Source organism: Bradyrhizobium sp. Ken64 (assembly GCF_055807555.1).
Window position 1 is genome coordinate 47,288 of the sequence record NZ_JBVVPA010000019.1, and the last position, 24,934, is coordinate 72,221.

At 62.1% G+C, this 24,934-nt stretch carries 29 protein-coding genes; 26 read left to right on the top strand and 3 right to left on the bottom strand.

The window, feature by feature from the left end:
* Positions 1-13: 13 nt before the first annotated feature.
* The 9 genes from nosZ (at position 14) to AC0L2F_RS27125 (ending at position 7,675) form a co-directional block, all read left to right on the top strand.
* Entirely contained in the window at positions 14-1,960 is a 1,947-nt protein-coding gene (gene nosZ, locus AC0L2F_RS27085; protein ID WP_473250497.1) for a TAT-dependent nitrous-oxide reductase, read from the top strand.
* Positions 1,961-1,992: 32 nt separating this feature from the next.
* On the top strand, positions 1,993-3,336 hold the full coding sequence (locus tag AC0L2F_RS27090) for a nitrous oxide reductase family maturation protein NosD (RefSeq protein WP_473250582.1): 1,344 nt from the start codon (positions 1,993-1,995) through the stop codon (positions 3,334-3,336).
* Positions 3,333-4,241: an ABC transporter ATP-binding protein gene (locus tag AC0L2F_RS27095; protein WP_473250498.1), complete on the top strand. Its 909-nt coding sequence runs from the start codon at positions 3,333-3,335 to the stop codon at positions 4,239-4,241. The genes AC0L2F_RS27090 and AC0L2F_RS27095 overlap by 4 nt, the downstream gene beginning before the upstream one ends.
* A complete protein-coding gene (locus AC0L2F_RS27100; protein ID WP_473250499.1) occupies positions 4,238-5,065 on the top strand; it encodes an ABC transporter permease subunit in 828 nt (275 codons plus the stop codon). Before AC0L2F_RS27095 ends, AC0L2F_RS27100 begins: the two co-directional genes overlap by 4 nt.
* On the top strand, positions 5,062-5,622 hold the full coding sequence (locus AC0L2F_RS27105) for a nitrous oxide reductase accessory protein NosL (protein ID WP_473250500.1): 561 nt from the start codon (positions 5,062-5,064) through the stop codon (positions 5,620-5,622). Before AC0L2F_RS27100 ends, AC0L2F_RS27105 begins: the two co-directional genes overlap by 4 nt.
* Before the next feature lie 10 nt (positions 5,623-5,632).
* Positions 5,633-6,628, top strand: a complete 996-nt coding sequence (locus AC0L2F_RS27110) for an FAD:protein FMN transferase (protein WP_473250501.1) — start codon at positions 5,633-5,635, stop codon at positions 6,626-6,628.
* 37 nt (positions 6,629-6,665) lie between these two features.
* The gene (locus AC0L2F_RS27115; protein WP_473250502.1) at positions 6,666-7,055 is read left to right on the top strand and encodes a c-type cytochrome; all 390 of its coding nucleotides are present in this window, start codon (positions 6,666-6,668) and stop codon (positions 7,053-7,055) included.
* 28 nt (positions 7,056-7,083) lie between these two features.
* Positions 7,084-7,311, top strand: coding sequence for a hexameric tyrosine-coordinated heme protein (locus tag AC0L2F_RS27120; protein ID WP_106946492.1), 228 nt, complete (start codon positions 7,084-7,086; stop codon positions 7,309-7,311).
* A gap of 100 nt (positions 7,312-7,411) precedes the next feature.
* The gene (locus AC0L2F_RS27125) at positions 7,412-7,675 is read left to right on the top strand and encodes a hypothetical protein (protein WP_106946493.1); all 264 of its coding nucleotides are present in this window, start codon (positions 7,412-7,414) and stop codon (positions 7,673-7,675) included.
* Positions 7,676-7,863: 188 nt separating this feature from the next.
* On the opposite strand, the gene AC0L2F_RS27130 is transcribed toward AC0L2F_RS27125, so the two are convergent.
* Positions 7,864-8,088 (bottom strand): hypothetical protein, encoded by a 225-nt coding sequence (locus AC0L2F_RS27130; RefSeq protein WP_473250504.1) that lies wholly within the window; start codon positions 8,086-8,088, stop codon positions 7,864-7,866.
* Between the two features lie 440 nt (positions 8,089-8,528).
* On the opposite strand from AC0L2F_RS27130, the gene AC0L2F_RS27135 reads away from it, so the two are divergent.
* From AC0L2F_RS27135 to AC0L2F_RS27165, 7 genes are all read left to right on the top strand, one after another.
* On the top strand, positions 8,529-9,218 hold the full coding sequence (locus tag AC0L2F_RS27135) for a c-type cytochrome (protein WP_473250506.1): 690 nt from the start codon (positions 8,529-8,531) through the stop codon (positions 9,216-9,218).
* A 10-nt stretch (positions 9,219-9,228) separates the two neighbouring features.
* Entirely contained in the window at positions 9,229-10,476 is a 1,248-nt protein-coding gene (locus AC0L2F_RS27140) for a cytochrome c (RefSeq protein ID WP_473250507.1), read from the top strand.
* A gap of 7 nt (positions 10,477-10,483) precedes the next feature.
* Complete coding sequence (locus AC0L2F_RS27145) at positions 10,484-10,663, top strand: hypothetical protein (protein ID WP_473250508.1); 180 nt, start codon at positions 10,484-10,486, stop codon at positions 10,661-10,663.
* Entirely contained in the window at positions 10,660-11,223 is a 564-nt protein-coding gene (locus tag AC0L2F_RS27150; RefSeq protein WP_473250509.1) for a cytochrome C oxidase subunit II, read from the top strand. Before AC0L2F_RS27145 ends, AC0L2F_RS27150 begins: the two co-directional genes overlap by 4 nt.
* Positions 11,210-12,835: a b(o/a)3-type cytochrome-c oxidase subunit 1 gene (locus AC0L2F_RS27155; protein WP_473250510.1), complete on the top strand. Its 1,626-nt coding sequence runs from the start codon at positions 11,210-11,212 to the stop codon at positions 12,833-12,835. Before AC0L2F_RS27150 ends, AC0L2F_RS27155 begins: the two co-directional genes overlap by 14 nt.
* Entirely contained in the window at positions 12,832-13,647 is an 816-nt protein-coding gene (locus AC0L2F_RS27160; protein WP_473250511.1) for a c-type cytochrome, read from the top strand. The genes AC0L2F_RS27155 and AC0L2F_RS27160 overlap by 4 nt, the downstream gene beginning before the upstream one ends.
* A 433-nt stretch (positions 13,648-14,080) precedes the next feature.
* On the top strand, positions 14,081-14,290 hold the full coding sequence (locus tag AC0L2F_RS27165; protein WP_473250512.1) for a hypothetical protein: 210 nt from the start codon (positions 14,081-14,083) through the stop codon (positions 14,288-14,290).
* Positions 14,291-14,307: 17 nt separating this feature from the next.
* Here AC0L2F_RS27165 and AC0L2F_RS27170 read toward each other — a convergent pair whose 3' ends face one another.
* Positions 14,308-14,523 (bottom strand): hypothetical protein, encoded by a 216-nt coding sequence (locus tag AC0L2F_RS27170; protein ID WP_473250513.1) that lies wholly within the window; start codon positions 14,521-14,523, stop codon positions 14,308-14,310.
* 204 nt (positions 14,524-14,727) lie between these two features.
* On the opposite strand from AC0L2F_RS27170, the gene AC0L2F_RS27175 reads away from it, so the two are divergent.
* The 9 genes from AC0L2F_RS27175 (at position 14,728) to AC0L2F_RS27215 (ending at position 22,372) form a co-directional block, all read left to right on the top strand.
* Positions 14,728-15,213 carry a hypothetical protein gene (locus AC0L2F_RS27175; protein WP_473250514.1) on the top strand — a complete coding sequence of 162 codons (486 nt, stop codon included), beginning with the start codon at positions 14,728-14,730 and terminating at the stop codon, positions 15,211-15,213.
* 17 nt (positions 15,214-15,230) lie between these two features.
* Positions 15,231-15,539: a Tox-REase-5 domain-containing protein gene (locus AC0L2F_RS27180; protein WP_473250515.1), complete on the top strand. Its 309-nt coding sequence runs from the start codon at positions 15,231-15,233 to the stop codon at positions 15,537-15,539.
* Entirely contained in the window at positions 15,536-16,294 is a 759-nt protein-coding gene (locus AC0L2F_RS27185) for an Imm52 family immunity protein (protein ID WP_473250516.1), read from the top strand. The genes AC0L2F_RS27180 and AC0L2F_RS27185 overlap by 4 nt, the downstream gene beginning before the upstream one ends.
* A gap of 574 nt (positions 16,295-16,868) precedes the next feature.
* Positions 16,869-17,960 carry a hypothetical protein gene (locus AC0L2F_RS27190; RefSeq protein WP_473250517.1) on the top strand — a complete coding sequence of 364 codons (1,092 nt, stop codon included), beginning with the start codon at positions 16,869-16,871 and terminating at the stop codon, positions 17,958-17,960.
* A gap of 23 nt (positions 17,961-17,983) precedes the next feature.
* Positions 17,984-18,451, top strand: a complete 468-nt coding sequence (locus AC0L2F_RS27195; RefSeq protein WP_473250518.1) for a hypothetical protein — start codon at positions 17,984-17,986, stop codon at positions 18,449-18,451.
* Positions 18,451-19,317 (top strand): hypothetical protein, encoded by an 867-nt coding sequence (locus AC0L2F_RS27200; RefSeq protein ID WP_473250519.1) that lies wholly within the window; start codon positions 18,451-18,453, stop codon positions 19,315-19,317. The genes AC0L2F_RS27195 and AC0L2F_RS27200 overlap by 1 nt, the downstream gene beginning before the upstream one ends.
* Before the next feature lie 715 nt (positions 19,318-20,032).
* Positions 20,033-20,746 carry a hypothetical protein gene (locus AC0L2F_RS27205; protein ID WP_473250520.1) on the top strand — a complete coding sequence of 238 codons (714 nt, stop codon included), beginning with the start codon at positions 20,033-20,035 and terminating at the stop codon, positions 20,744-20,746.
* A complete protein-coding gene (locus AC0L2F_RS27210; RefSeq protein WP_473250521.1) occupies positions 20,743-21,648 on the top strand; it encodes a hypothetical protein in 906 nt (301 codons plus the stop codon). The genes AC0L2F_RS27205 and AC0L2F_RS27210 overlap by 4 nt, the downstream gene beginning before the upstream one ends.
* Before the next feature lie 577 nt (positions 21,649-22,225).
* Entirely contained in the window at positions 22,226-22,372 is a 147-nt protein-coding gene (locus AC0L2F_RS27215) for a hypothetical protein (RefSeq protein WP_473250522.1), read from the top strand.
* A 250-nt stretch (positions 22,373-22,622) separates the two neighbouring features.
* Here AC0L2F_RS27215 and AC0L2F_RS27220 read toward each other — a convergent pair whose 3' ends face one another.
* Positions 22,623-22,880: a nuclease-related domain-containing protein gene (locus AC0L2F_RS27220; RefSeq protein ID WP_473250523.1), complete on the bottom strand. Its 258-nt coding sequence runs from the start codon at positions 22,878-22,880 to the stop codon at positions 22,623-22,625.
* A 348-nt stretch (positions 22,881-23,228) separates the two neighbouring features.
* Here AC0L2F_RS27220 and AC0L2F_RS27225 point away from each other — a divergent pair, with 348 nt between their 5' ends.
* Positions 23,229-24,872, top strand: a complete 1,644-nt coding sequence (locus AC0L2F_RS27225; RefSeq protein WP_473250524.1) for an amidohydrolase — start codon at positions 23,229-23,231, stop codon at positions 24,870-24,872.
* Positions 24,873-24,934 lie beyond the last annotated feature (62 nt).

Genomic DNA, 24,934 nt, shown 5'->3' on the forward strand with positions numbered 1-24,934 from the left:
CGAGGAGACCATCATGAGCGACAACGAAAATGGAAAGGGCGTCAGCCGACGAACCCTGTTGGGGACCACCGCCGCGGCTGCGGGCGTCGGACTCGCCGGCGGAGCTGTGATGAAGGACGGCGGCTTCGTTTCGGTTGCCGAGGCGCAGACCAAAGCTGGCGCGCCAAAGGCGCCGCCAGCGCGTCCGGCTGTGCAGAAGACGGAAGTCGCGCCGGGCGAACTCGACGAATACTATGTCTTCTTCTCGAGCGGCCAGTCCGGCGAGATGCGCATCGTCGGCCTGCCCTCGATGCGCGAACTCATGCGCGTCCCGGTCTTCAACCGCTGCAGCGCCACCGGCTGGGGACAGACGAATGAAAGCCTCAAGGTTCTGACCGAAGGATTGCAGCCGGAGACGCGCGAGTTTCTCAAGAGCCGCGGCGGCACCTATATGAACGGCGACCTGCATCATCCCCATATCTCGTTCACCGATGGGACCTATGACGGCCGCTACGCCTTCATGAACGACAAGGCCAACAGCCGCGTCGCCCGGGTGCGCCTCGACGTCATGAAGTGCGACAAGATCATCGAGCTGCCGAACCAGCACACGGTGCACGGCCTGCGCGTGCAGAAATATCCGCGGACCGGCTATGTCTTCTGCAATGGCGAGGACGCCGTTCCGCTGCCGAACGACGGCAAGGTCCTCGACGACAGGAAGCAGTACCGTTCGATCTTCTCGGCGGTCGACGGCGATACGATGAAGGTCGCCTGGCAGGTGATCGTCGACGGCAATCTCGACAACGTCGATGCCGACTACCAGGGCAAATACGCCTTCTCGACCTGCTATAACGCGGAGGAAGGCGTCACCCTCGCCGAAATGACCGCCAACGAGCAGGACTGGGTCGTCATTTTCAACCTGAAGCGGATCGAGGAGGCCGTGAAGAAGGGCGACTTCAAGGAAATGAAAGGCGTGCCGGTCATCGACGGCCGCAAGGGCTCACCCTACACGCGCTACGTTCCGGTCTCGAACAATCCGCATGGCATGAACACCGCTCCCGACGGGATCCACATCGTTGCGGCCGGAAAGCTCTCACCGACGGTCACCGTGATGGACGTGCGGCTGTTCGATCAGTTGTTCGACGACAAGATCAAGCCGCGCGACGTCGTCGTCGCCGAGCCCGAACTCGGCCTCGGACCGCTGCATACGGCCTACGACGGAAGGGGCAACGCCTACACCACCCTGTTCCTCGACAGCCAGGTCTGCAAGTGGAACATCGACCTCGCCAAACGGGCGTTCAAGGGCGAGAAGGTCGACCCCATCATCCAGAAGATCGACGTGCACTATCAGCCCGGCCACAACCACTCCTCGATGGGGCAGACCAAGGAGGCCGACGGAAAATGGCTGATCTCGCTGAACAAGTTCTCGAAGGATCGCTTCCTCAACGTCGGCCCACTGAAGCCGGAGAACGATCAGTTGATCGACATCTCGGGCGACCAGATGAAGCTGGTCCATGATGGTCCGAGCTTTGCGGAGCCCCATGACGCCACCATCGTGCACCGCTCCAAGATCAACCCGATCTCGATCTGGGATCGTGCGGATCCGATGTTTGCGGATGCAGTCAAGCAGGCCAAGGCTGACGGCATCGACCTGGAAGGTGATTCCAAGGTCATCCGCGACGGCAACAAGGTGCGGGTCTACATGACCTCGACGGCTCCCGCGTTCGGACTCGAGCAATTCCAGGTGAAGCAGGGTGATCAGGTCACCGTCTTCATCACCAATATCGATGCGGTCGAAGACCTGACCCACGGCTTCAGCATCGTAAACTACGGCATCCAGATGGAGGTCGCACCGATGGCGACGGCATCCGTGACGTTCACGGCCGACAAGCCGGGCGTGTACTGGTACTACTGCTCCTGGTTCTGCCACGCCATGCATATGGAGATGAAGGGCCGCATGTTCGTCGAGCCCAAATCCGTTTGACCGGGAGTAACTCCGTGCGTCTCCTGTCATGCATGTTTCCGGCGGCGCTCGTCGCCGCCGGATTGGCCGGCTCCGCCAACGCGGAGACGCTGACGGCTGTGCCGGGCCAGCCGCTGCAAGCGTTGCTGGATCGTGCCCGCGACGGTGACGTGATCGAACTTGCCTCGGGAGACTACAACGGCGCGATCCACATCGATCGCGCTCTTGTGCTGACCGGGCGCGCCGGCGCCGTGCTCGACGGCGGAGGCGCCGGCAACGTCGTGACGGTGACCGCGCCGGATGTGACCATCAGTGGGGTGACGGTCCGGGGCTCCGGGCGCGACCTGCAGGCGATGAATTCCGGAATTTTTCTCCAGAAGACCGCTGAACGCGCGAGGATCGAGAACAACCGCCTGGTGGGAAACCTCTTCGGTGTCTACGTGCACGGGGCGGCGGGGTCGCAGGTCGTCCGCAACACCATCGAAGGGATCCGCGGTGGCCGCCTCAACGAGGCCGGCAACGGCGTTTCGCTATGGAATGCACCGGACGTCACCATCGCCGACAACAATTTCCGTTACGGCCGCGACGGCATCTTCGCCATTTCCAGCCGCAAGGACCGCTTCACGGGCAACCGCTTCGAGCAGGTCCGCTTCGCGATCCACTACATGTACACCAACGACAGCGAAGTCAGCGGCAATGTCTCGATCGGAAACCATGTCGGCTACGCCATCATGTACTCCAACCGGCTGCGAATCCGCGACAACATTTCCGAGCGGGATCGCGATCACGGCTTCCTGTTCAACTACGCCAACTACGCCGAGATCGAAGGCAACCGAGTGACGGGCGGTCCGCTGGATATCGTCGTGGACAGAGGCGACGAGCGTCCCGACGACGAGCGCGGAATGATTCCGGAGGCGAGGCGAGAGCCGGGCCTGCGGAGCGGCCCCGAAAAATGCGTCTTCATCTACAACACGAACCACAACCGCTTCCGGAACAATTGGTTCGAGCGCTGCGCCATCGGCGTCCATTTCACGGCGGGGTCCGAGGGCAACGAGATCACCGGAAACGCCTTCGTCGGCAACCGGAATCAGGTCAAATACGTCGGCACCCGCGACCTCGATTGGTCGAAAGGCGGCCGCGGCAATTACTGGAGCGACAACCCGGGCTTCGACCTCGATGGCGACGGCATCGCCGACACGGCCTACCGGCCCAACGATCTGGTCGATCGGGTGCTGTGGACCGCGCCCTCGGCAAAGGTTTTGATCAACAGCCCGGCGGTCCAGGTTCTGCGGTGGGCCCAGGCTCAGTTTCCGGCGCTCTACCCGGGCGGCGTCATCGACAGCCGGCCCTTGATCGCACCGCCCCCGCGTCCGTCGGGCAAGGAGCAGCGGCGATGAGCCCGACCGTCTCCGTCACCGGCATAGTGAAGAACTACCGCGCGGTGCGGGCCCTGCGCGAGGTTTCGTTCGAACTCGTCCCGGGACGGCTCAGCGCGCTGGTCGGGCACAACGGCGCCGGCAAGACCACGCTGATCAAGTTGTTGCTGGGGTTGATCCGTCCGGACCGGGGCTCCATCCGCGTGCTGGGCGAGGACCCCGCCGCCGGCGAATTTTCGGCCCGCCGGCAGCTTGGATTTCTTCCGGAGAACGTCGCGTTCAACGCGGCGCTGACCGGGCGGGAAACATTGTCCTTCTACGCGCGCTTGAAGCGGGTCGAGCCGTCCAAGGCGTGGCCTTTTCTGGATCGCGTCGGGTTGACCGATGCGGCGGACCGCCGGGTCGGCACCTACTCAAAGGGCATGCGCCAGCGGCTCGGACTGGCGCAGGCGCTGCTTGGGCGGCCTCGCGTGCTCCTGCTGGACGAGCCGACGACGGGCTTGGATCCGGCACTGCGGCAAACCTTCTACGAAATCTTGAATGAACTCCGCGACGACGGCGCCACGGTGCTGATTTCGTCGCATGCGCTGAACGAACTCGAAGATCGCGCTGAGCACGTCCTCATCATGAACAGGGGCTTGCTCGTCGCGCAGGGCTCGCTGACGGAACTGCGCTCGATCTCACAACTGCCGATCCGGGTTTCGCTCGATCTTGCGCCGGGCGCCAGCGTACCCGCGGCGTGGATGAACGGCGAGAGCCTCGCGACCGCGCGCGGACGCCTACTGCTGGTGCCCGATGAGGCGGGCAAGATGGACGTGCTGAGAGCTGCCGCCGGAAATCCTGACGTCACCAATATCGAGATCGCGGCGCCGACTCTCGACGAGCTTTATGCGCATTTCCTCAATTCGCAGGAGAGCGCAGCGTGAGAACGATCCTCATCATCGCCATCAAGGAGATCCAGGAGGGGATGCGGAATCGCTGGGTGCTGGCAACCACGCTTCTCCTGGCCGCGCTCGCCTTGTCCTTGACGTTCCTTGGCAGTGCGCCCACCGGAAACGTAGGCGCGGGGGCGCTCGATGTTGTCGTCGTCAGCCTGTCGAGCCTGACGATCTTCCTGCTGCCGCTGATTGCGCTGCTGATCTCGCACGACGCCGTGGTCGGCGAGATGGAACGCGGCACCATGATGCTTCTCCTGAGTTATCCCGTGGGACGCAGCCAAGTGATCCTCGGTAAGTTCTGCGGTCACGTTCTGATCCTCGCCTTCGCAACCGTCATTGGCTATGGCGCCGCGGCCGCCGCCCTGGCGATGACCGGCGCCTCGGTACTCGCCGCGAGCTGGTACGCCTTCGCCTCGATGCTCGGAACGTCGATCATGCTGGGTGCCGCCTTCGTCGCGGTTGGCTACCTCATCAGCAGCCTGGTGCGCGACAGGGGCACCGCCGCGGGCGTGTCGGTGGGCGTGTGGTTGCTGATGGTGCTGGTGTTCGACATGGCGCTGCTCGGGATATTGGTTGTCGACCAGGGAAAGATCGTGTCCGCGCCTGTTCTGGAAGCTCTATTGTTCCTCAATCCGACGGACTTGTACCGGATGACGAACCTGACTGGATTCAACGTCAGCCAATTCTCGGGAATGGCCGGGCTTGCTGGAACTGCGACCACCAGCCTCGGTGCGCTATTGATCGGCCTGGCAGCCTGGGTCGTCGCGCCCCTCGGTCTTGCTGCCATGTTCTTCGCACGGAGAGAGTTATGAGGCGCTTCGCACTCGTGTTTGCTGTGCTGGCTCCAATCGTGCTGGGCGGCTGCTGGGAAAAACAGACGGCCGAGCTTCCGCCCCCTAACAGGATGACCGCTGAGGACATCGGTCACTATTGCGGGATGAATGTGCTCGAGCATCCGGGTCCCAAGGGACACATCTTCGTCGCGAGCCTGATCGAGCCGGTCTGGTTCTCCTCGGTGCGGGACACCATCGGTTTCACAATGCTGCCGGACGAGCCCAAGGACATTCGGGCGATCTATGTGTCGGACATGGGCAAGGCGCCGAGCTGGGAGAAGCCGGGCGCGGATAACTGGGTCGAGGCGCGGAAGGCGCTGTTCGTGATCGGCAGTCGCGCAAAGAGCGGCATGGGCGGAGACGAGGCCGTTCCATTCGCTGATCGGGCGGACGCGGAGAAGTTCGTCCGCGAAAACGGCGGCAGGATCGTCAATTTCGACCAGGTGCCCCGCGACTACGTCCTGGCCTCGGCTGGCGTCCAGGGAGGCGCTTCCGCCGACGACGAGGCCGACCCGCGGCGCCAGAAAAGCGATTGAGGAGAACACCATGGCGGGGACGATATCGCGCCGACGCTTCGTCAGGATCAGTGCCGCCGCGGCGGGACTCGGCCTTCTGCCCTCCGGGCGAGCCGTTCATGCCGGCGCCCCGCCCGTGGTCTGGCGCGGGACCATGCTGGGTGCGATTGCCACGATGGAGATCCACGACGAGGATCGCAGACGAGCGGAACGGCTGATCTCTTTAGCCTGCGCCGAGGCACGCCGGCTCGAGCGGCAGTTCAGTCTCTACCTGAAGGACTCCGCTCTCGCCGAACTGAACCGGACCGGCATCCTGGTTGGCCCCGCGCCCGAAATGGTCGAACTCCTGACCGCGTCGCAACGCTACTCGGAGTTGACCGAAGGCGTGTTCGACCCGACGGTACAGCCGTTGTGGGACGTCTATAAGGACCACTTTGCGCGAGAAGGGGCGGACACCGCCGGTCCGCCGCCTGCGGCGATCCAGGCCGCGCTCCGGCGCGTCGGCTACCGCCGTCTGTCGGTCAGCCGCGACCGGATTGCGATGCCTCACGGAATGGCCGTGACTCTGAATGGTATCGCGCAGGGGTACGTGACGGACAAGATCGTCGAGCTGCTGCAGGCCGAGGGCATCTCTCACAGCCTGGTGGACATGGGCGAGACCCGGGCGATCGGCGCGCGGCCGGACGGCAGCGCCTGGGAAGTGGGCGTCGCCGATCCGGAGGTCGCGGGCCGCACTGAGGCTATCCTTCCGATCGTCGACCGGGCCGTGTCGACCTCGGGGAGCTACGGGTTTCAGTTCGACCCCCAGGGCCGCTTCAATCATCTGTTCGATCCCAGGACTGGCGGGTGCGCGCGGCGGTACCAAAGCGTGACGACCGTGTCCCGCAGCGCGACGGGGGCCGACGCGCTGTCGACAGCCTTCAGCCTGATGCCGGAAGAGAGGATCCGATCCCTGCTGCAGCGCGTGGACGTCGAGCGCGTTCACCTCATCGACGCCGCGGGCAAGCCGCTCGACATCGTTGCTTAATTACGTGAGTTCTAAAAGCCATGGAAGGAAAACTCGAATGAAGCGAAGCGCAATCGTTGCCCTGATCCTCGCCGCTGGTGTCGGCCAAGCCGGTGCCCAGGATGCCGCCGCGGGCGAGAAGGTCTTCGCCGTCTGCAAAGCCTGTCACCAGGTCGGAGACACCGCCAAGAACGTCGTCGGGCCCGTACTCAACGGGCTGATCGGACGGAAGGCAGGCTCGGTGGAAGGCTACAACTACTCCGAGGCCAACAAGAAGTCCGGGATCACTTGGGACGAGGCGACGTTCTCCGAATACATCAAGGATCCCAAGGCCAAGATCCCCGGCACCAAGATGGCGTTCGCCGGCATCAAGGACGAGCAGAAGATCAAGGACCTGATCGCCTACCTGCATACGTTCGACAAGGCCCCCGTCAAGCTGACGCAGTGAGCACCAGCCCCAACAAAGGATGCGGCATATGAGCGAAAATTGGCTACCGTCGTTGAAGACCGATACACCCCAGGCCGGCTTCGAACTTGCCGTAAAGCTCTCACGAATGGCGGTGAAGATGACGCAGCCATCGGACGAGGTCCGTACGCGTCTGCGGGCGGCCTATGAGCAGGACTCGGAGCAACTGATCGCAACATCCCACGTGGTGGCGGTCCACTTTCAGACGGTCGCCGCAGCCAACAATTGGTGGCGCTGATGAGACGCAGCCATCGCGCCCGCTCGGGAGCCGCCCGCCCCGCACTCCGGAACGCCTGCCCGCGTCGGTGGTTCACCGGGTCCCGGCGCGAGGTGCAGCGATGAGAGGTCTCAGTACCGGTCAAATCGTCCTGCTGGTCGTCCTGGGCGCCGTATTGATCCTCACGGGCTTCTGGGCCGTGTCGGTGTGGAGTGCGAGCAGCGGCGTCGAGATGGGCAAGCACGGGTGGATCGCGTTGGGGCTAGGCACCTTCTTCTCGCTTCTCGTCGGGTGCGGGCTCATGGCCCTGATGTTCTTCAGTAGCCGCTCAGGTCATGACGACGCCGCCGATCCGTTCCGGCGCCGGGAGGGCGGCGATCCTTAGCCGTTGCGATCTGCCCGCGAGAGTTCCCCCCAGGACCGAGGGCCGAGCTCATGAAATGGCGGTGCTGCGCTACGACATCCGCAATCCGGACGGCGCATTTCCGGAACGCCGCTGGCGCCCGATCGACTTGCCGATTCACGACGGAGGACGGCACTTGCTTTCCTGCTGCACGTAGAGGACGTGACCGATCAGGTCGGGCGCCGATCCGTCTTCGAGCTCCGGCCCCTCGACGCAGCCGCACCGCTTCGATCGCCGAGCAGCCTGCCCGTGGCGGCATCCACCAAATGCAGCGACGCGCAGGCGGGGCACAGGACCATGACATGCGTTTCCACGCTGCCCGCCGCATCGCCGGAAAGCGAATGTTGCACGTTCATACCCGTCGTGGGGCACTTGAAGAGAATATTGCGGTCCATGGCGGCAGCTGCCCTCGTGCGATGTCGGCCATACCGAGGGGCCGCCCACGTGGAATTGAGATGCGTCAAAGCGAACATGGCGCAGGCGGCGTAGAGTTGATTTCGTACCGAGCGGCATCGTCTAGCGTCGGTGCTGTTACGGTTGCGGAGCTCCGGACTCCTAGGCACTCCGGGCTCCGCGCCTCATTTGCGACCGCCATATGGGCCGGCTCGGCGAGCGTCTCCGCCGAACCATGATCGGCGTTGCGGGTCGAAGGGCCCACCGACAAATGCATCCTGGTGGGCATTGCCGCCGGCCCAGCTATGTCCGGGTCGACGGCCGGCACGTCGCTTTCCCGTCCGCGCCGCCTCAGTTCCAACATCCGGAACAAATCTCTTCGTCCGACGTTTAGCCCCCTCATTTACGCGCATTGGGGTGCCGCGTGCGGATACGAATTGCCATGGCATGGGTGGGGCTGGCGATCTCGGTCCAGACTTTTCCCGTTTCGGCTCAGACACCTGGTCAGCCGCCCGACACGATGGAGGCGCGCGTCGAGGCGTGCACTCCCTGCCATGGCAAACAGGGCGAAGGCACCAGCGACGTCTACTTTCCCCGTCTGGCCGGCAAGCCCGCCGGTTATCTTTACAATCAGCTTCTCGCGTTCAAGAACGGCCGGCGGAAGTATCCGCCGATGAACTATCTGCTCGAATATCTCGGCGACCCGTACCTGCAGGACATGGCCGAATACTTCGCAGAGCAGCGTCCGCCGCTTCCCGCGCCCGCGCCGAGCGACGCCAGCAAGGAGGTCCTGCAGCACGGCCAGTCCTTGGTCTCGCGTGGCGACCCGGTGCGGCAAATTCCGGCATGCGGCAGCTGTCACGGGCCAGGCCTCACGGGCATGGAGCCCGGCATTCCCGGTCTCCTCGGACTGCGCCCCAACTACGTCAGCGCGCAATTGGGCGCTTGGCGCTACGGCACGCGGACGGCGAAAGCTCCGGATTGCATGCAGCAGGTCGCGGCACGGCTGACGGAGGCGGACGTCACCGCGGTGGCGGCCTACCTCGCGACCCGGCCCGCTCCGATCGTCATCGCTCCCGCTCCGAAGGGCGCCTACGTTCTGCCCTTCGCGTGCGGAAGCGAACCGGATTGAGGAAGCGGCGATGCTTTCACGCGCACAAGTCCTTGGTCTTCTGTTCTCGTTGCTGGCGGGTTCTGCCTATGGGCAGCAGCAGAATTCCCCCACCGACATCGTCAAGCGCGGCGAGTATCTCGTGCGCGCCGGCGACTGCATCGCCTGCCACACGGCTCCGGAAGGCCGCATCTTCGCCGGAGGGCGCGCGATGCCGACGCCGTTCGGCACGCTCTACTCGTCCAACATCACGCCCGATCGCGACACCGGCATCGGCAAGTGGACGACCGAGGATTTCTACAAGGCCATGCACACCGGCCGCTTTCCGGACGGCGGTCTGATGTACCCGGCGATGCCGTTCGCCTCGTACACCAAGGTGACCCAGGCCGACAGCGCCGCGATCTTCGCCTATCTGAAGTCGATTGCGCCGGTAAGCCAAAAGAACCGGGAGCACGACCTCCGCTTCCCCTACTCCAACCGGCAACTGATCCTCGGCTGGCGCACGCTCTTCTTCAGCGAGGGCGAATACAAGCCGGACCCGTCCAAATCGGCCGAGTGGAATCGCGGAGCCTATCTCGTCGAAGGACTCGGCCATTGCGGCATGTGCCACTCTCCGATCAACGCCCTCGGCGGCACGTCACAGTCGGACGCCTTCAAGGGCGGTCTCATTCCGATGCAGAACTGGTACGCGCCGTCCCTCACCTCCAACCGCGAAGCCGGGCTCGGCGACTGGAGCCTCAAGGACATCGCCGATCTCTTGAAGACCGGGGTGTCCGCGCGTGGCGTCGTCTACGGTCCCATGGCGGAGGTCGTCCACAACAGCCTGCAATACCTGACCGACGAAGACACGAACGCGATGGCGGTGTACTTGAAGAGCATCGCCGAACCAGCGTCGCGTCCGCCGACGACGTCTGCGACGTTGCCGACCACCGAGAGCAGCCTTCTGGTCAGCCTCGGCAAGACCGTCTACGACGCACGTTGCGCGAGCTGTCACGGCGCCCAGGGCGAGGGCAAGCCGCCGCACTGGCCTCCGCTCGCCAACAACCAATCGATCGAGATGGAGTCCGCCGTCAACGCGATCCGGATGGTGCTGAACGGCGGCTACCCGCCCGGGACCGAGGGCAATCCGCGCCCCTACGGGATGCCGCCGTTCGCAGGCCTTCTCTCCGACAACGAGGTCGCCGCCGTGGTCTCCTACATCCGTACCGCCTGGGGCAATCGCGGTGCGCCGGTCAGCGCGCGCGAGGCCAACGAACTGCGCTCCGCGCCGCTGAACTGAGGCCCAGATGATCAACACGGAGCATCCCGAGCAGACCGAGTCGACGGCGGATGACCGCGTCGATCGTATCGTGGCCGCCGGACCGGGCGGGGCGCTGACGGTCGCCGGGATAGCTACGGCGCTGGTGGTCGGAATGTGGTTCGCGTTCTACCTCTTCGTCTTTCTCCCTCGCGGAGCCCTGCAATGACCGTCGAGGACGGCCATCACGGCGCAGCGGTTGCCGCGCGCACGGAGCGCCGCTGGGCGACCGTCTCGGTGATCATCATCGTGGTGCTTGCTGTACTGGCGGCCTTCGCCGGCATCCACCAGGTCACCATGCCGCAGCCGCGCGTCGAGACCATCGATCCGACCCGGCTGCACCTCTCGGGCGAGTTCGTCGAGTCCAATCTCGGCAGCGTGCTGGAGCCAACCGGCTCGGTGACCGTGCGTGCCATCGGCCAGCAGTATTCCTTCACGCCGGCCTGCATCCTGGTGCCGGCCCAAACGCCGATCACGCTACGCGCCACCAGCGCCGACGTGGTTCACGGGATTCTCGTCCAGGGCACCAACGTCAACACCATGCTGGTGCCTGGCTACGTCTCCGAGCAGCTCATGCGCTTCGAGAAGCCCGGCGACCACCTGATGCCCTGCCAGGAATTCTGCAGCTTCGGCCACGAAGGCATGTGGGGCAAGGTCAAGGTGATCGACAAAGAGGAGTTCGTGGCCAAGGCGAAGAGCGGCGGGAGGCTGAGCTGTGTTGGTGAATAGAAAGCTCGTCCTCGCGCATTTTTGGCTCGCCTTCGCGGTGTTCGGGCTCGCGCTCTTCCTCGGCGCCTGGCAGATGTTCGTGCGCAGCCCCCTGTATACCTGGATCAGCAATCCGGAATGGTACTATCGCTCGCTCACGGCCCATGGAACGGTCATGGGCTACGTCTTTCCGACGCTGGTCGCCATGGGCTTCGGCTACGCCATCTCGGAATCCGCACTGAAGCAGCCCCTCGTCGGCGTGCGCTGGGCCTGGGCGGGATTCTGGCTGATCGTGGCGGGTAGCGTCATGGCGATGGTGCCGGTCGCGCTAGGCCGTGCCTCGGTGCTCTACACCTTCTACCCGCCGCTGATCGGCAGCGCATTCTATTACATCGGCGTGGTGCTGGTCGTGGTCGGCTCCTGGATTTGGGTCGCGCTGATGTCCATCAACCTGCGGGTATGGCGGCGCGCGCATCCCGGAGAGCCCGTTCCGCTCGCGATGTTCGCCAACGTCGCCGGCTCCTATCTCTGGGCCTGGACCGCCGTCGGAGCCGCGCTCGAGCTCCTGCTGCAGATCATTCCGGTCGCGCTCGGCTGGAGGACGACCATCGACGCGGGTCTCGCGCGCGTGTTCTTCTCCTGGACGCTGCACGCCATCGTGTATTTCTGGCTGATGCCGACCTACATCGCCTACTACACCATCGTGCCGCGCGCGATCGGCGGCCGGCTCTACAGCGATACGATGGGGCGGATCGCGTTCATCCTGTTCCTGGTCGTCGCGATGCCGATCGGCATCCACCACACCTTCGCCGACCCGCAGGTCGGCGCCGGCTTCAAGTTCATCCACTCCGCCTTCACCGCGCTGGTCGCGCTCCCGACCCTGCTCACCGTGTTCACGATCTGCGCGTCGGTCGAGATCGCCGCCCGCCTGCGGGGCGGCCGAGGCCCGTTCGGCTGGATCGGGGCACTGCCGTGGGACAATCCCATCATGCTGGCGGTCGCGTTTTCGTTCGTCCTGCTCGGCTTCGGCGGCGCCGGCGGGCTCATCAACATGAGCTATCAGCTCGACACGACGATCCACAACACGCAGTGGATCACCGGCCACTTCCACCTGATCTTCGGCGGCGCGATCGTGATCATGTACTTCGCCATCGCCTACGATCTGTGGCCCCACCTGACCGGTCGAGCCTTGCCCGATCTGAGGCTCGTGCGCGCCCAGCTTTGGCTGTGGTTCGTCGGCATGATCGTCACGACCTTCCCGTGGCACTGGGTCGGCATCCTGGGCATGCCGCGCCGCATGGCCTACTACGACTATTCCGACCCGGCCATCTCGCCGCAGGCTTTCTCGGTCACGCTGTCGGTGATCGGCGCCTTCGTCCTGCTGATCTCGGGCCTGCTCTTCCTGTACATCCTCGCGACCGCGCATCGGCAGCCGGCGGCGGATGCCGGCGCATACCGCTTCAGCGTGCCCGTTCACCCGGTCCGCACCGTGCCGCTCGCGCTGAACAGCTTCGCGATCTGGGTGGCGCTGATGATCGGACTGACGGTCACGAACTATGCTTACCCCATCCTGACGCTGGCCGCCCGATCCGACACATCGGTGCCGGCGGTCTACGTGGGAGCGCAACGATGAGCGCCCGCGAGCTGTTCACGTTCCGCAACCCGTACTTTTCCGTCGGTGTAGGGCTCGCCGCGGGCCTCTTCGTCCTTACCGCGCTCGGCGGCTTCATCGTGCTGCCCTATGCTCAGAAGGAGCTCAAATTCGCCGGGCTGTGGGACGCGATCTGCAGCGCGGCGGGCCTGCCGCAGCGCTCCGCCTCCGTTCCGACCGCCAAGGTGGGTCCGCGCCTGTCCGAGGCGGTCCTGACGCCGACGATGTTGGCGAGGCCGGGCCAGGAATCGATCGGCCGCGGCGCGACCCTCGCCCAGCGGTGCGCGATCTGCCACGGCCCGACCGGGATCAGCCGCGCGGACTCGCCTAACCTGGCCGGCCAGTACGCGAGCGTGATCTACAAGGAACTGCTCGACTTCCGCTCGGGCGCCCGCAACAACGCCGTGATGTCGCCGTTCGCCGTCGACCTGAAGGACCAGGACATGGCCGATCTCGCCGCGTACTACGCCTATCTGCCGCGACTGCCGGCCTACCACCCGACCCCGCAGCTGCCGAGACCGCGCATCGTGATCTACGGGGCCCCGGTGCGCGGCATCGCGCCCTGCGGCTCCTGCCACGGCAGCCTCGACAACAAGACAGGCAGCCCGTGGCTAGAAGGACAGTCAGAGGCTTATCTGAAGGCGCAGATTCAGGCCTTCGCGTCCGGCCGGCGCACGAACGACATCAGTCAGCAGATGCGCAACATCGCCCGCGCGATGACGCCGCAAGAGATCGAAGAGGCCGCCGCGTATTATGCTTCGCAGCCGCCTGAAATCGTGAAGGGGACCGATTGACGGATACCGACACTTCAGCCACCGCACCAGTAGCTCCGTCCTGGGACCGAGCGAAAACCTGATCGAACATTCGATGATCGTTGTCGTCGCGCAGATCGCGCTCATTTCGCCGGCGGGCGAAGCGGACTGTCCGCCCATCTGAGGGCCGCCGGATCGTGCAGCGGGTCATCGTTGCAACTGGTGCAGAGATACCGCGACCTCCCCTCCCGAGCTTCGTCGGGCACGGCCTTCATCGGCCTGCCACACGCCGGGCACGCCTTCCGAACGGGATCGAACACTGGCATCTGATTTCCCCTGCGCTGACCAGTCTGTCTCCGTCGACATCGCGATCTCAAGACGGTTCGCGGAAATTACATGCCCGCGCCCGGCCCTTATTGACTCCAGCAGCGCAGACTACTCAACTCTGGGCAGTGATGTTGCGGGAGGGTGCGTCATGGAGCAGGAATTCTACCAAGGCCTCGCCCATCGGGTCCGGACCCTCGCCGAGAAGGCCGACCCGTTCACCAGGCGACGCCTGCTGGATCTCGCCAAACGGTACGATGCCAAAAGCGGCTCGCGCCCTGCGCACGTGGTCGAGCGCCCGTTGCCGGTGCCGCGCACGAGGCCGCCGGCGACGATCTTCTCCGGACCGGGCGAGGCCTAACGCCGGCACCGCCACGGCTACACGTCGTCCTCGGTCAGCTTGGTCTCGAGCAGCAGGCTGTTCAGCTTGGCGCTACGGTGCCGAAACCTGGTGCCTCGCATCAGGACGAACTTGAACCGGCCTGCGATCAGCATCTGCAGGATCGGCGTCAGGGCGTCCCAGGGGATGCCGATGTTGCCCAGGATGCCGTCCGGACCGACAGTGAGCGAGCCGAGTGCGACGGGCGACTGCACGCGAGTAGCCCCAGCCGACGATCTCGACGATGTAGTCAAGGCATTCCTTTGGCACTGGCTGCCGCCGTTCTTCCTCCCGCACTCCGTTCCGTCAAATTTGAATTAAGATCGACCGCCTAGATCCGCGGGATACTAAGCCCCGTCTGCTACCTAGCCGAGCGGAAGGGCTCCCAGATGTTTGTGACACGAAGGTCTGCCGCGGCGATGCTTGTCGTCGCATTTCTTTTTAGCGGCAGTCAGTCCGCGTCAGCTCAGAGTTGGCTGCTCAAGCGCGTTTCGCCGGTTGCAGTGGGTCTGGCTGTCGGGGCGACCGCGCTAGTCGCCGCGCACGAAATCAGAGACACGCTGCCGCAAGCGATCGCCACCTACGGATCGAGCGGAAGCGGCATACTGATCGAAGAGGTCCGAAGGCACCTCCAGGCTCACAAGATCGTCGGCCCGAACGCCGCCATCGACACCGCTGCACGAGTCGTGAAGGCGCACCCGGAACTGATGGCGAATGCTGTGGCAGTCGTCGGCGCCCTAGCCTTGTCCATGGCGACTTTCGAGCAGCGGCTTGCGAGACACGGAAGGACGAGGCCGTCGCTTCAGAGCGCACCGAAGAAGACGACGGAAAGAAGTGTCCGGAGCTCACCCCTGCGCGATTTGGCAACGACCGCCCAAAGCCTCGAGCGTACCAGCAACAAATAACCGGCGTGAATCCGGACTTGGCATATTTCATAGACGGCACCGAGTTCGACGGCTGCCGAGAAGCCGACGGGACGTTGCTGGAGGCGAAAGGAGAGGAATTCGAACATTGGCTTGCGGCGGGAGAGCCGCCGGATTTCTATCAAGGAAAACGACGCCTATTGAAACAAGCCGAGGATCAATCCATCATTGCGATCAAACACAATTGGAAGCTGGAATGGCATTTCGCGGAAAAGTTGGCGAGCGAATACTACGCTCTCCTTTTCAGCCAGTCGCCTACCATGAAGATGATCAAGGTCGTTTACGATCCACCCCTTTGGAAAAAATGACGCAGACGAGATTCATAATTCGCGGCCAGTGGCGACATCGTCCAGAGACGTCGATCGAGGCGGCAGAGCGTTTGTCCGCACTTTTGTCTTCGCTCGCGAAGATAAATCCCTCCTTGGGAGCATGGTACAGGCAAACTTCCAGCCGGCCCTCGCGCTCGCCGATTAGTACGGTACCCGCGACCGGCAAGGCCCTTGAGGCGTTCGTGAGGGGTGGACAAAGCTTCAAGGATCATCCCCACGAACCGTGGCCAGCCCGAGGTTTTTCGGTCGGGGCCTGGAACGGCGCTATGGAAGGGCCGGCCGCATCCTTCTCCCGTACGATCGGTGCATTGGACGATGGGATCTCGGCCTTTAACCACGTAGAGATTTCGTTGTCCGACGTTCCTGGCTCCATCTCGCTGGTGTCGTTCGCTTGCGTCAAGCGAATCGTCCTAGCGGTCGTGGAGACCATGGAGCCGTCTTCGCTCGACGTAAAAACCCATCGGTGGATGCTGTCGGCGCCGCCCAATACCGAATTCGTCTGCCCCGCAGGCGGCTGGATGTCCTACGTCGAAGGAAGTCCATCCGTTGAACTTCCTGCGGGCATCGAGGCAGAGCCGCTGGGACCAGGCCTTCTCCTAATCGCGACTCGAGAGGACTTCTCAGATTCCAATCCATCGCATATCGACGCCGGATACAGGCTGAACAAGGTTCTCGGCGACATCCGGAAGGTGGAGAACGATCTCACGCCCGGGCCGACGCGGGTGCCGAGGTAAACTGGCCTGCGAGCCTCCTCAAAGCGGCCGGCTCGCAGAAAAACCGCGTCAATTCCTCCAGCATCTTTAATGACTTGCGGGACCGAGTCGTTTTCAAAACGAAAGCAACGGTGATCGAGTCGTTCTTAAAGCGAAAACCGAGTCGTTTTCAAAATGCAGGGTTCAGGAATATCAACGAGATAGCCGAGTCGTTTTCAAAGTGGCCCCACATAAATTTATGCGGACACTTTGAAAACGACTCGATTCCGTTTTGACAACGACTCGATCTCAGATCTCGCTGATACGCTTACGGAATTTCTCCTCGATTTTTCGTCGATTTTGCCACCCGAAAAAAACTGAGGGGGGTCTAATCCGGCTTCATCGCGTCGTCCGATGCCTGCGTACCCCACCGATCTCCGATCGAGGAAGCCGATGAAGTAGCCAGCGATCCGCCGACGAGTGGCTGCGGCCTACATGAACGTGCAGCAGAGCGCGAACGCAAGCATCGAATTTTTCGACTTCGTCACCGAGACATGAATTTCCGCCGTCGGTAACCAGATCACCTCCGCTCCCGCGGTCTTCCTTGACCATCCGGATGGCAATGCTCATCTGGGTGGTCCGGGCGGCGATGGCCGCCGCCTGGTGCAGGGGCAATCCGGTGCACGGCCGAAAAAACATCCCGCTTGAAGAGCTCCTTTGGCGTTTCAGGCACAGCAGAGGCCTGTTTTTACTGGGCGCCGGCGCTTCGGCCGGCATCGTGCCGTTCGGATTGCACTTCATGGCCGCTCCGCCGCTAGACTTCCTCGACAAATGGGCTTTCCTTTCGGCGTTACGGACCAAGCAGGACCTGTTGACTCGCCGGGCGATCGAGGCTGCGATGCCTAGCCTGTTGGCGCGTCGCGGCGATCGCTGGTTCGACATGGAGATGGCGAAGGCTGTGCTTGCGCACATGCCGAACGGCGTGTCGAGCCTGCATCTTGTCCACGAACTCGGGAAGGCCAGGCTGAAGCAGATCAAGAACGACCTGAGATACCGCAACTATGGCATCTTCGAACTCTTCCCGGCCACGGTACTGCTGAACTACAATCTCGACGGCATTGCCGGCGACATCTGCGGCGCTCATCATCAGGTTGTGCCGGTACACGGCACGGTGAAGACCTATCTGGGAGCGCCAGAGGTGGCCGATCTGCTCGGCAAGGTCCGCGACTTCGGGTTCGACATTAACTTTGACGACCTACTCCTGTGCGTCCCCGAGCCGACTTTCGGACAATCCGGTCACCGCGAGCTCGTGGCGCGACTAAGCCCGATGTGGAGCTTCGAGCCGGATTTCGTCGCGATCTGCGGTTACAGCTTCGCCTCGCTGGATCCGACCAACGGCCTGCAGCATGACGACCACGAAAGTCTCCGGCTTTTCGTCGAGCGGTTTAGCAACTACGCCGGCCCGATCTACGTGCTCAATCCCGACCGGTCCATCATGGAAATGGTCGAACATCGGCTAAAGTCTACCAACGTGATCTGGATCGGAGAGAAATGGAACGTGCTCTCGGCCACGATGATCGATCGGATCGTCGGCGGAGGCCGAGCCGAGCCACTGAAAGATGCCTACTCGCGTCTTAACGACGACTCGGGCGGGAGCGTTGCCTTCGAAGCCAGGCCGATGGCAGCGGGCAAGAATCGTGGATACTGAACGTGGGCGCTGCGGAGCGAGAAATGACACTGAGAAACCCGATAGCAGACTACCTGCCTCAATCGATGTTCATTCGGCTTCACCCGCCCCTCAAAGTATTCCACGAGGACGCATCCCTAGATCACTTTCCGAGCGCCTCCGCATACGGCTATTTCTTTCACGAATTCCTCCATTTCCTGCACAATCTCAGCACTGTTAGTGGCCTCGCTGGGTTTGGGCATTCGCTACAGCTGTGGGAGCATTTCCGCCAGACGATCCGGGCTGATGGCTTCAGCGGAGGAGAGAGCTCCAATGCCGAACTCAAGTCACTGCTGACTTGGTTGCGCGCCGCACGCCGATTGGTGATACCGAAGACGTCAATCCGCCCGACATCGGTCACAATCACAGCTGTCCGAGTAGCGCAAGAAGCGGAGGATCCTTCTGGAGGTCTCCACGCGCTCGAATGCGATGCGACCGCTGGGGCGCAAGTGGCGCATCCGAAAACATCGTGATGCGGATCGGCACCGTCGAGATACTCGAGTGTGCTGCATGGCTTTTGGAGAAGCGACTTGTGCAGGCCATTTCTGCGGCCGGACCAACCGACAAGCCACCTCTCTTCCCCTATGAGGCCGTCACTATCTTAGCGAGCTTCGTAGCACCGGGGATCGAGGAAGAGGTCGTGGTCGCCTGCGCAATGGGTGCCCTGCAAGACTCGGATGCGCCGTCCGCGCTGCTGGAACTGCTCCAGATTGCCAACGACGCGATTGCCAGAGGCGAGCAACCTATGCCGACGGTGAGAACAGCGGTTTCGAACAGCTTACATGAGAGATTCCAGGACATCGACCGCCTACTCGGACGACTGGAAGCCGATTCCGCGAGCCAAGGCATAGTCGCGCGCGCGGTGCGCAGGATCGTCGTCGCCATGCGAGAATGTTTCCGCGAGCGCCTTGCAGACCCGTTCTTCGAGTTTGAGATTATCGGCGCAATCGCCGCGCAGCGTCAGTCGATAGGTCAAGTGGTTGGCTCGCTTCCAGTCTGCGCGATTCTTCAGATGAATAACGGCGATGAAGCCCTGCTCCAACGCGACATCATGCTCTCCTCCTTACCTGAAGACGTAGAAGAGAGTTTAAGGGTACTTCACTGCCTATTCCACTACGTCGGGCTTCATCGAAGACATGACGGGATCGCAGCGACTGCACAAGCCGCCCACGACAATTGCCCCTTCTTCACCTGTTGTGCTCTGCCTCTCAGAAAAGCAAATCCATCCGTTTGCGCGCACACTCCGTGGCAAGCGGCTGACAACCCAGAAAATGGCGCCGACCAAACCTGCTGGTATGGCACGGCGGTCCGGGTCAGTCGGCCGCCGGGAGCGGCCTAATTCGATGCCGCCGCCGACCAAGTGATCGCGGCGTGCGGCGGCGACACCCGGGAAACCGTGAAGGTCCTGCTGGTCGCGAACCAGTTTATGGAGAGCCAGTCTGGACGAGCTCCGCTCGAAGGTGTCGACCGGCTACGCCCAGGGACGGTTTCCCGGGGCTCGCGAACGCCAGGACGAACAGATGTCTGATGTGACCTACTATTTCGCTCTACCGTTCGTTTTCTCCGACGACGCGCCAGACGACCGGGGCGCCCTGTGAAGTCAGGGCGACTTGAGGGCGGGAACACGGAGAGCAACCGGCCCTTGATTGCCGCCCTGAAGAGGATTGACCAAGGCGTCCTTGGTAATTGTGGGCGGGCAGCAGGCCATGAAACCAGGCGATCCCGAGTTCGATGGCCGCCGAATACGTTGCGGAGCTTCCATTCGATCGACTTCACCGATCGACCAACCTCCAGCTCCAGCCGCCTGTACAGATCCGCCTTATTGGCCGTCGCACCCGCCCGCTCCTGTGCGAGCGACTTGGCCGGCCGTCCAATCCGTACCTTTGGCTCCAGGCGCTTCCCCTGCTCCGACGGAAATCCTACCAGTCATTAGCCATCCGCAAAATTCTGACCCATCAATCCCCCATCCTAGCAGACACCGATCCGATAAGGCAGACGTTGCCTTTTGCCGCGCCTTCGGATTCTAGTCGCACAGTCCAACAAATTTAGTACCGATGCCCGACGATCCAAAACCTACGAGCCTTCACACAATTTCCGACCTGATCGAGGCGGCATCGAGAGCCGCCCGCGCAACCCAACGCGTTCTCGCCAGTCCCGAGACGAAAGAAGAAATCACCACCGCCAGAGAAACGGCTGCCGCGGCCACTGAAGCTTTATCAGCACTGCATCACGCGGCCGTCTCCTATGCTGCCGCCTTTCGGCAGATACCGAGTGCCGAAGAATTAGCCGCTAGGGAGATAGCTCATGCCACTGCGATCGGACTGTTCGTGATGGCGTTCTCTAGGCTGGAGCTCGGCATTCGCATCTTTGCCGGTACCTTCCCTGGCGTCCCCGGATTCACCGAAGAGAAAAAAAGGCCGGCCCTCCACAATCTGGTCGAACTGATGGGCGCTCGCATTAGAAAGAGCGGCCTGTTCGACAACCAAGACTTGGCAGCATGGGCGAATTGGGAGACTGCCACCAAGAACCTAATCCTTTACCGGAACGTCACCGCCCATGGCCCCTGGAGCTCCGACTTTTTTGGAAGGATTGGCGCCGGCGGGGTTGGAGGCACAGAAGAGCCTAAATTCCGCTCGATTGAAGAACTCCAGCATCTGACAAGCCAGGCGAAGGCATTAAATCGAGAGCTCTCGGTCGAACTCTCGCGCCTGGTTTTAATGGCTTCCGGCGATATGCGCGAATCCCACGCACAGCACCCAAAGCCATGACGATTCCGACCGAGAAGGCCCACATTTTCCTAAACATCCGCAACCCTCTCTGTGCGTGGGCCGCGTATCGAGGAGCGCTCATCTCCCCATCCCGCGAAGGCCCTGAAGCAGTAAGCGTCCTATTCGGTGACATGCTCCGATCTCTCAACGGCAAGAGGCTCACGCTAGAGTTCCAATTAGAGATCACCCGCGCTGTGTTTTACCCAGATCGCGTTTCTAGACTATTCGGCCTCTTCTACTTTCCAGACATCTTATCGGCCGAGCGCGCCTGCTCATGGGCCACGAGCCCTAGGAGCCATTTCCGAGCGGAAAACCTTTCCCCCATCGAAATCCGCGGCGGCCGAAAACTCCACTACCGTTTCGACTCCAATTGGATCGTGTTCGCCATTCAAACCCAACCCACCACTCTGGATTGGGCCCACAAATACTGGAAGGGCGAACGGTGCCCCGAAGCTGATCCGATTTGGGAGAGCCTGACAGACGGAGTGGCCATCGTTGAAAGCGAGCCCCTCCGCGAAAGAGCCTATTCCGTCATAGCCGACCGGATGCCCGAAAACTTAGGCGTCATGGAGCTCGCGAGGATCGGTGCTCTCCTCAAGCTGAGACTAGGCAACATCTTTGGCGTTCTTTCGGAAAACCAAACCGGAACCTTTTTGCACTACCGAGTGAACTTTAAGGAGGCCGAGACACCGCGATTCCTTGACGGCTTGGAGCGCCTAAGACGGTCCGGCTACCAGGCTCGCTGGGATCACATCGACAAGGCTGGCCGCGATGGATTCTTCCATACCCCCGATTTTACGCAATATACGAGGCAGTGGTTTGGCCGCCTCTTCGATCGCGATGAGTTAGCCAAGATCGAGGCCATAGGGCACGAAACCGCCGAGAATTTTCGTTCGAAATAGCCCTTTGGCGCAGCCACTTACGCGATCGAGTCGTTTTCAAAGCGAAAAACGGGGCGATCGAGTCGTTCTTAAAGTAAAAACCGAGTCGTTTTCAAAACGCGGGCTCGTGGAATATCAACGGGATAGCCGAGTCGCTTTCAAAGTGGCCCCACAAGGAACTCCTAAATCGACGGTTTTCCGAGATCCAGATTTAACGATATGATTTCAGCACTCCATTTTACGTCGTTTTGGTGATCGCCGCTTTCGCCCCGGTCTGAATTTCGCTTGATCCTCTCGAGGCGAGCGAGCAAGTGCTCCTGTCTTGCCTTCAACGCCGCACCAGCGATGTCGGGCTGGCTTAGCGCCTCCTTTTCTTGGCACGCGACATGGCGTGACTACGTGAGCGGCTGCCCATTCTCGGTGCGCTTTTATATTTCAGATCGAGGCTATCCTAGACGAACTATCAGCTGGTCGTCGGGCGGGCTATGCACCGCGATACGACTAACCTATTGCACTCGCTCTCCGGTTGCGCTTGGATACTGGAATTGCGAACGGAAGAAATTGCACTCGATGATCCAGTGGGGAGAATTCGCTATGGATGCCGCCAGCGCTGCTGATGAAAGTCATTCGGAGAGAACTCGACGAAGTCGAACGGGCAATAAAGGCAAACGATGATCCGAAGGCGCTGAGCGAACTGGACGACGCTGTCCGGAAGCTAAAGCGCATCGCAAATGATTTAGCATGATCGGTTCCTTTGGAATGTTGATAGAGGTATATGGTGGAGACCTGCAACAAGTCTGAGGGGCATCCCAAGCCAAGTCCAAGCACGCCCCTGGTGACGGTAGATACCGACCAACAAGCACCGAGCCCTGCTATTCAACTCCAAACGCGCCGTGGAGCGCCCAGACAACTCGCGCTCCTATGCCGGCGATAATTAGCTACGACGAAAAGTCCGGCGCATTTTCAATCAAAATGGGCCTGGGTTTGTAAGCGGATCAAACGATGTTTAGAGAGCCATGCTCAATTTTTGCGGCGACCTGCAATAGTATGTCGGTTGGCAGCGACAAACTACGGAATAGCTTAACTTCTACAACAGCAGTCGCTTGAGTTTTCGACACCAGCAGAAGATCAACCTCGTACACGGTGCTTCCATATTGAAGCCGATAGTTTTCGGCTACGTCGAAACCCTCCGCACGAAAAATATCTGCGACGAGTTTTTCAAAATCCAGATATCGTTTACTTGATCTTTCCACGTTCGCCCCCCGCGTTGGGCGACGGTATCACGCAACTCGGAATAGTAAATGATTGGTTGGCACTTTTAGGTGAGCGTTAACAACCTCACAGCGGTTATCCGTGATCCACGGAGTACGCCGGGATCGTTCATGCGAAATAGAGTGATGGTCGAATTGATTTACGGGCACGAACAGAGACCATTTGCATTTCGTAGCGAAGCTGGCTTGAAGTTTCCGGTGGACCGGCCGATTTTGTTGCAGCCAGACATGGTCGGGATCACGATACTCCCAGTTGCGACGCGCGGTGTCCGCGCGCGCATCCAGCGGCGGATGTGTGGCGCGGCTTCGGCCTCTCTCATTTCGGGACTGATGATGCGAAAGCTTCTGGCGATTTTGGTGATCTCGTGCTGGGCCAGTTTGGCTTACGCACAAAAGGCCGACCTCATTGTCACGAACGCAAAGCTCGTGACGCTGGATCCCGCATCGACGATCGCGCAGGCTCTCGCAGTCCGCGACGGCAAGATCGTCGCGATTGGCGGCAACGAGGCCGTGGAAGGCCTGATCGGGACCGCGACGCGCCGTGTCGACGCGGGTGGACGCACAATCATTCCGGGATTGATCGATTCCCATATTCACGCCGTGCGCGCCGGCCTCACCTACGCAACCGAGGTCAACTGGATCGGCGCAAAGACTATCCCCGAGGCCATGGAACGCTTGCGCCAGGCGGCGCAAGCGCGGCCGGCGTCCTGGATCATCGTGGCCGGTGGCTGGAGCGAATTGCAATTTACGGAGAAGCGGCGGCCGACGCTCGCCGAGGTGATGGCGGCCGTTCCTGACAATCCGGCTTACATCCAGCTGTTCTATTCGGCGGTGCTGATGACGCCAAAAGCGCAGCAAGCCCTCGGGATGTCCGCGGATCAGTTGCCGGCCGGTATCACAGCCGCAGCGGGCGACACCACGGGCTGGCTCAACGGCTCCATTGTCAGTATCTCCGCGCTGTTCGATCGGCTGCCGAGGCCGAATTTTGAGGAGAATGTCGCCGGGACCCGGCAGTTCTTCACGGAGCTCAATCGTCTTGGCGTGACCGGGATCGTGGATCCCGGCGGCTTCAGCATTTATCCCAGCCATTACGCCGCCTTGCAAAAGCTCTGGCGTGAGAAATCGCTTTCGGTTCGGGTTGCCTTCAGCCTGTTCGCCCAGAATGTCGGCGCGGAATTCGAGGAGTACAAGTCTCTCACGCCGTTCCTGCCGATGGGATTCGGCGACGACATGCTGCGGTTCAACGGACTGGGCGAGCGGATCACCGGCGCCATGTACAACAACAATGCGCCCGACGCGGCCGCCAAGGACAAGTTCCGCGAGATCATCCGCTGGGCGGCCCAACAAGGGCTGACAGTCACCATCCACTGGCAGGAAGACAAATCCGTCCATCACCTGCTGGACCTCTATGACGAGGTCAACAAGGAGACGCCGCTCGCGCCGTTGCGCTGGTCCATCGCCCATCTCGACAACACCTCGCCAGAGACGCTGGCGCGCATGAAAGCCCTCGGTGTCGGCTGGACCATGCAGGACGCGATGTATCTCGGAGGCGACCGTATCGTGGCGCAGGCCGGCGAAGCCGCGCGCAGCATGCCGCCCATCGTCACGGCGCTGCGCAAGGGGGTCCATGTCGGGGCCGGCACGGATGCGCATCGGGTCGCATCCTACAATCCGTTCGTGGCGCTGCAATGGATGCTCGACGGCAAGACCGTCGGCGGGCTGTCGACGCGCGGCCCGGACGAAACACCCAGCCGCGAAGATGCCTTGCGCCTCTACACCGTGGGAAGCGCGTGGTTCTGCTTCGACGAGACGCGGCGCGGCACGCTGGAGGCCGGCAAGCTCGCCGACTTTGCGATTCTCGATCGGGATTTCATGTCCGTCCCCGTCGAGCAAATTGGCGCCACGGCGTCCCTGCTGACGGTCGTGGGCGGCAAGGTCGTCTACGCAGCGGATGTTTTCTCGGGCGCAAAATAGGGGCCTACCGCCCTCCCCGAGTCCGGCCTATACCAAGCACCAGTCCGCTCTTTCGCGGCAGG